Here is a 6595-nt window from a genome sequence, read left to right on the forward strand (position 1 = left end):
GCGGAAGGTATCGACCTTCACGTTCAGGATTTTGCCGCCGGGCGAAACCGCTGCTGCCGCACCCAAGTAGCTGCGAAAAGCCGCTGATCCGAAACAACTCCGCCGGAGGCAGCATTCGCGATCCCCAGCGGCATTTGCTCTCGGCGCGAGCGCCAGGCTGGAGCTTTAAGCGAAGAAAGCGAAGCGGATGATGAACAGCGCTGCCACCAGCCAGGTCGCCGCGTGCACTTCTCCGGGGCGTCCGGTCAGAAGCTTCAACGCGGCATAGCTGACGAAGCCGAACGCCAAGCCGTTGGCGATCGAATAGGTGAACGGCATCATCAGCGCGGTCAGCGCGGCGGGCGCCGCCTCGGTGATGTCGGCCCATTCGACCTCGACGAGTTCGCGCATCATGAGGCAGGCGACATAGAGCAGTGCGGGAGCCGTGGCATAGGCAGGCACCGAGCCTGCCAGCGGCGAGAAGAACAGCGCTGCCAGAAACAGCACGCCGATGACCAGTGCGGTGAGGCCGGTGCGGCCGCCGGCCTGCACGCCGGAAGCGCTTTCGACATAGGCGGTGGTGCTGCTGGTGCCGAGTAGGGAACCCGCGACGATTGCCGTGCTGTCGGCCAAAAGCGCGCGGCCGAGGCGATTGGGCTTGCCTGGCTCGATCAGGCCGGCACGCTTGGCAACGCCGATCAGCGTGCCGGTTGCGTCGAAGACTTCGACCAGCACGAACACCAGGATGACATGCACCAAGCCAGCATGCAGTGCGCCCATAACGTCGAGCTGCAGGAAGGTTGGCAGGATGGAGGGCGGCATCGAAACGATGCCGTTGAACTGGCTGACACCAAGCGCCATTGAGGCCACGGTGATCACCAGAATGCCGATCAGGATCGCGCCACGCACCTTGAGCGCGTCAAGTGCGGCGATGATGAAGAAGCCGGCAATCGCCAGAAGCGTCCCAGTCTGGCTGAGGTCGCCAAGCGTCACAAGCGTAGCCGGGCTGGYAACGACGATGCCCGAGCTTTTCAGCGCGATGATGCCCAGGAACAGGCCAATACCGGCAGCGATCGCGCTGCGCATCGAATGCGGGATGCCCGCGATCAGCCAGCTACGCACGCCACTGACGGTGAGCAGCAGGAAGATGACGCCCGAGATGAACACCGCACCCAGCGCCTGCTGCCAGGAAAAGCCCATGGCTCCAACGACGGTGAAGGCGAAGAAGGCGTTGAGACCCATGCCCGGCGCCATGCCGATCGGCCATTTGGCCACCAGGCCCATGATCAGTGAGCCGAGCGCTGCGGCAAGACAGGTCGCCACGAACACAGCGTTGCGATCCATGCCGGTCGACGACAGGATCTCGGGATTAACGAAGATGATGTAGGACATCGTCAGGAACGTGGTGATGCCGGCGATCACTTCGGTTCGCACCGACGTTCCTTGTTCCTTCAGGTTGAAAAACTTCTCGAACACTCTTTGCTTCCTCCCATGCGGCGTGCGGTAGCCGTAAGCCGCGCAGAACCAAGATGTGACCCGTTGTCCACGGATCAAAACCAATGGCCTTGCCGAACGCTGCTTTCCCTCACACCCGTCGGCTTTGACGCTGTCCCAGCGTGTCCATCCCAAGCCGGCGATGACTTCTCGTTTGAAGCAAGGCATCATTGCCTGTGCAAACCGGGCTAACTTCTGCCCGTTGCTTTGCCGGCACAAGAGGCCAGTCGGCCAATTCTGTTAGAAGCAGTTTCGCGATTTTGTAGAGGAATTGGGGGGCGTATGAACCGACTTCGGCTTCTTAGACCGATGCTTTGCACGCCACGCCAGTCTTTGGATCGAAAAGATGCAGCGCATCTTCGTCCAAGGCAAATGTGCAGCTTTCACCTTCCCTGAGACGGACCCGTGGCGGGAGGCAAGCGATCAGTTTTTGCCCGCCGATGCGGGCTGTCGCGACCAGCTCCGGACCGGTTAATTCGACGACCTCGATCCGCGCCGGCAGCGCGAGCCCGGTCACATCTGCGGCAGCGAGGCKAAGAGATTCTGGCCGTATTCCAAGCGACAACAATGCGCCGTCGTCGACCGAATCTCGATAGCGAGCCGGCAGCGGGACCGACACATCGGAGCCCGCGATCTCGAGCTTGCCATTGCGCAAGGTGACGTCGAGGATGTTCATCGGCGGCGAGCCGACGAAACCGGCGACATAAAGCGTGGTGGGATGGTTGTATATCTCCTCGGGTGTTCCGAGTTGCTCGATCCGTCCGTCCTTCATCACCGCGATGCGGGTCGCCAGCGTCATCGCCTCGATCTGGTCGTGGGTGACGTAGACAACCGTCGTCTTCAGCATCTGGTGCAGGCGTTTGAGCTCGGTGCGCATTTCAAGCCGCAGCTTGGCGTCGAGGTTCGATAGCGGTTCGTCGAATAAAAAGACTTGAGGCTTGCGCACCAGCGCTCGGCCGATGGCGACGCGCTGGCGCTGCCCGCCGGAGAGCTGGCTCGGCTTGCGGTCGAGCAGCGGCTCGATCTGCAACAGCCTGGCAGCCTCCTGCACGGCCTTGTCGCGCGCGGCGGCCGGGACCTTGCGCATCTCGAGGCCAAAACCAATATTCCGGCGGACGCTGAGATTGGGGTAAAGCGCATAGGACTGGAACACCATGGCGATGTCTCGGTCCTTGGGATGGACGCCGAGGATCGAGCGGTCGCCGATCCGGATGTCCCCGCTCGTCGCTTCGGCCAGCCCGGCGATGATGTTGAGCAGTGTCGATTTCCCACAACCCGACGAGCCGAGCAGCACCAGGAACTCGCCGCTCTGAAGCGCGATGTCGATGCCCTTCAGCGTCTCGACCGCCCCGTAGCTTTTGCGGATATTCTGGATTTCAAGCGCACTCATGCAACGTCGTCCCTAAAGTCCGGCAACCCRCCATAGCTGCGGGGCAAGGTGGAAATGGCCCGCGAGGCGACGTGCACTCCAGCAGTCAGGCAAGCGACGAGGGGCTGGTCCTTGGCGAGGGCCGCAAGGAAGGCCGAGTTGAAGACGTCGCCCGCACCGATGGTGTCGACAACCTTCACGGCAGGCGCCGCAGCCGAGACCAGCTTGCCGTCGGGGCCGATCGCGATGGCGCCGTCCGGTCCGCATTTGACCACGACGATGGCGCCCTTGGCCATGCTGGACCAAAGTGCGGCAGCCGCTTCGGCCGGATTGTCGAGGCCGGCAAGCGTGGTCGCCTCAACCTCGTTCAGCAGCGCGCACTCGCAGCGCGCAAGCCAGGCGCGCGCCAAAGCGCAGTTCGCCTCGGTCCAGCCGTCGGGTGGCCAGCCGGTGTCGAGGACAACTGAGATGCCGTGGCCATGCGCCCAGTCGAAGAAGGAATCGTATTCGCGCGCAAGGTCTGTGGTCAGGAATGAGCCGCACAACAGCGCGTAGCCGCCCGCAAGCCGCTTGCCATCGAGAACGGAAAGCACATCGGCGAGACTGAAGCGGGGCAGGTGGCCATGCGTGGTGAAGAACGTGCGCTCGCCATCGGGATGGGTGATGCCGACTGACAGCGTCGTTCGCTCGGCGCAGACGGCCCATTTTGTGGCGCGGTCGCCAAAGGCATCGCACAGCCACAGGCCGAACTGGTCGTTTCCGACATTGGCGGCTATCTCGAAGTCGATGCCGAGCGCTTCCCAGGCAAGCGCCGAGTTCCCCGCCTGGCCGCCGACACGCAGTTCGTCGTGGTCAACGATGATCTCCGTGCCCGCCTTGGGCCAGGGGGCCGTCGGCCCCAAAATGAGGTCGACATTGACGTTGCCGATGACCGCAAGCGGGCGCATTCACTCGCTCCGGGTGATCTTGGTCGAACGCACCGGCGTGCCGGCATCGTCGACGCGGGCATCGGCGAAAGCGATCATCAGGCGCTGTGCCGTCGGCAGCATTGCAAAGATCGCAGCCATTCCAGTCGCCGGCTTGAAGGCAAGTGTTGTTGCGCCCGCAACAGGTGTTTCGCCCGACGAGTCGAAGATGACAACCGGCGCGCCRGTTTCGACAGCTGACACGGCCATGGCGGTGACGAGAGGGGCGGTCGCATCTTGGCCCCGAAACAGCACGACGCCTATGTCAGGGCCCAGCATTTCCATCGGCCCATGACGCAACTGGCCGCCCTCAAGCGAAAAGCATGGGCGCCGCGACAGCTCGGTCAGGCCAAGCGCCAGCGCTTCGGCGACGCCTTGCAGGCGACGCCCGGAGGTGACGACGGTCGCGACGTTTTCCAACGCCGAAAGTGCTGCGCCGATGTCGACGATCTCAGGCAGCTGGAGTGCCACGAGCGCGCCACTTGGGTGTTCGCCCAACGCAGCCAGTATGGCAAGGTGAAGTGCGAAGGTGACGGTCAGGCTGCGGGTTGCGGCGAAGGCAAGCTCGGTGCCGCCTACGCCGACCAGCGATGGCGCCGTGCGGGCCAAAAACGAGCCGGCTTCGAGCGTCAACCCAAAGGTTTCGGCGTTGCCACCCGTTTCCGCGAACCAGCGCACGACCTCGGCACTTTCGCCCGATTGCGACGTCATCAGCACTGTGCGGCCATCGAGCACAAGCGGCTGACCGAGTTGCTCGGACAGAGGCAGGGCGATGGCATCGATGCCGAGTGCACGATAAAGTGGCTCGACGGCGCGGCCGACAGCATGCGAGCCGCCCATGCCGAGCAGCAGCAGTTGGCCGGTCGTTGCGAACGAAACAGCCACTTTGGCGGCCATCTCGGAATTTTCGGCGAACGAGGCAAATGCATCGCCATGCTGGCGTGCCATTTCGCGGTCGATCGCAACGAGTCCGGAAGGCCTTAGCTTCTGTGTGGTCATGGTCATCCTTTCACGCCGCCGCTGGTCAGGCCCGAGATGAGGGCGCGCTGCATGACGAGACCGATCAGCACCGGCGGCAGCGCTGCCAGAACGCCGGCCGTAGCGATCAGGCCATAGTCGGAGACACGGCCGCCCGCGAGGTCGGCAATGGCAACCGTCAGCGTCTTGGCGCGCAGGTCGGAGGTGAACAGCAGCGCATAGAAGAACTCGTCCCAGGCGAGCAGCAATGCAAACAGGGCCGAGGTCGCCACCACCGGTGCGGCGAGCGGCAAGGTGATGATGCGCAAGGTCTGGAACAGGCTGGCGCCGTCGATCATTGCCGCTGCTTCGATTTCGCGCGGGATCGAATCGAAGCCCGACTTCATCAGCCAGGTCGTGAACGGGGCCAGGATGGTCAGATACACAAGCGCCAGCCCGAAGATGTTGTTGAGCAGGCCGAGATAGGACAAGCCCATGTAGAGCGGCACGGCGAGCGCCACCGGCGGCAGCATGTAGGTGGCGATGACCATCGACAGCGACCAGCCCACAGTCGGTGTGCGCGACACCGCCCAGCCGGCCGGGATAGCCAGCGCGATTGCGGCGATCGTCGCCATGCCGGCAATCCTGATGCTGTTGTAGAGCGAGGCGACAAAGGCCGCACCTGCGCTGTTTTCCACGGTCGACAAAAGCATGCGGTAGCGCGAGAAGTCGACCTCCTGCGGCCACCAGCGCAAGGGTTTGGCCGAAAGATCCGCCGCCGGTGAGATGCTCATGATGAACATCCAAAGTACGGGCGCCAGGATCACCGCGGCCAGCAGAAGTGCCGAGGCGTAGATGAAAATGGTGAAAAGCGGGCTCTTGCGTTCCRTCAGCTGGTACTCCCCGCAGCTTTCCTGACCAAGGCGGCATAGGCGACGGCCAGCACCGTCACCAGCAAGGTGACGATCAGCGCCAGCGACGCGCCGGAGCCGGCGCGCTGAAACGAGAACGCCTCCTGGTAGACAAGGATCGACAGCGTTCGCGTCGAGTTTGCCGGGCCGCCGCGGGTCATCACCCAGATGATGTCGAAGACCTTGAACGCTTCGATGGTACGCAGCACCAGTGCCACCATCAATGGTCCGAGGAGATAAGGCAGGATGACAAAGCGGAAGCGTGAGAAGGCGCCGGCGCCGTCGACAAGCGATGCCGCCGTGATGTCGCGTGGAACGGCCTGGAGTGCGGCGAGCGCGATGAGTGCCACAAGCGGGAAATTCTTCCAGCAATCGGCCACAATCAGGGCCGCGAGCGCCGTATTGGGTTCGCCGAGCCAGGAACGGTAGGCGTCGAGCACACCGATCTGCGTCAGCGCGGCATTCAGCGCACCATATTCGGGATTGTAGATCAGCCGCCACAGCGTTGCGTTGACCACTGTCGGCAAAGCCCAGGGCAGGATCATCAAGGCGCGCAGCAATGCGCGTCCGCGAAACTGCTGATTGAGCAAAAGAGCTGCAAGAACACCAAGCATCATCTCGGCTGCAACGGAGATGACCGCGAACCAGGTCGTGGTCACCAGCGTGCGCTGGAAATTCGAGCCCGAGAGCATCTTGGCGTAGTTGTCGAAACCGACGAAATTGCCCTCGGTGCCGACAAGCTTGGCGTCGGTGAAGGAAAGCCGCACGGTATCGACGAGAGGCCAGCCGATGACTGATATCATGACCACGAGCAAAGGCAGCATAAGCAGCCATGCGCGGGTCGTCATCCATGAGCCCGACATGAGGCGACTCTTTTTACTGGAACCGAAAGGGCCGGGCGGCCGAAGCCGCCCGGAAAG

6 protein-coding genes and 1 pseudogene are annotated in these 6595 nt (G+C 63.1%); 1 reads left to right on the forward strand and 6 read right to left on the reverse strand.

Annotated features, from left to right (window positions below; genetic code table 11):
- Positions 1–70 (forward strand): annotated as a pseudogene (locus AC1DUU_RS19765) (cytochrome c); the annotation flags it as partial.
- Between the two features lie 95 nt (positions 71–165).
- Here AC1DUU_RS19765 and AC1DUU_RS19770 read toward each other — a convergent pair.
- The 6 genes from AC1DUU_RS19770 to AC1DUU_RS19795 all read right to left on the reverse strand — a co-directional run bounded on the left by AC1DUU_RS19770 (position 166) and on the right by AC1DUU_RS19795 (position 6538).
- Positions 166–1455 carry an NCS2 family permease gene (locus tag AC1DUU_RS19770; RefSeq protein WP_476785101.1) on the reverse strand — a complete coding sequence of 430 codons (1290 nt, stop codon included), beginning with the start codon at positions 1453–1455 and terminating at the stop codon, positions 166–168.
- A gap of 319 nt (positions 1456–1774) precedes the next feature.
- On the reverse strand, positions 1775–2863 hold the full coding sequence (locus AC1DUU_RS19775) for an ABC transporter ATP-binding protein (RefSeq protein ID WP_476785102.1): 1089 nt from the start codon (positions 2861–2863) through the stop codon (positions 1775–1777).
- Positions 2860–3789 (reverse strand): PfkB family carbohydrate kinase, encoded by a 930-nt coding sequence (locus AC1DUU_RS19780; RefSeq protein ID WP_476785103.1) that lies wholly within the window; start codon positions 3787–3789, stop codon positions 2860–2862. Before AC1DUU_RS19780 ends, AC1DUU_RS19775 begins: the two co-directional genes overlap by 4 nt.
- Positions 3790–4806: an SIS domain-containing protein gene (locus AC1DUU_RS19785; RefSeq protein WP_476785104.1), complete on the reverse strand. Its 1017-nt coding sequence runs from the start codon at positions 4804–4806 to the stop codon at positions 3790–3792. It lies immediately after the preceding gene.
- 2 nt (positions 4807–4808) lie between these two features.
- Positions 4809–5567: a carbohydrate ABC transporter permease gene (locus AC1DUU_RS19790; RefSeq protein WP_476785105.1), complete on the reverse strand. Its 759-nt coding sequence runs from the start codon at positions 5565–5567 to the stop codon at positions 4809–4811.
- A gap of 86 nt (positions 5568–5653) precedes the next feature.
- Positions 5654–6538 (reverse strand): carbohydrate ABC transporter permease, encoded by an 885-nt coding sequence (locus AC1DUU_RS19795; protein WP_476785106.1) that lies wholly within the window; start codon positions 6536–6538, stop codon positions 5654–5656.
- Positions 6539–6595 lie beyond the last annotated feature (57 nt).

The organism is Aminobacter sp. P4_H6_2 (genome assembly GCF_056400805.1).

Excerpts from the sequence above, each read along its gene's own strand:
- AC1DUU_RS19795 (WP_476785106.1), bottom strand. The coding sequence starts at position 6,538 with ATGTCGGGCTCATGGATGACGACCCGCGCATGGCTGCTTATGCTGCCT.
- AC1DUU_RS19790 (WP_476785105.1), bottom strand. The coding sequence starts at position 5,567 with ATGTTCATCATGAGCATCTCACCGGCGGCGGATCTTTCGGCCAAACCC.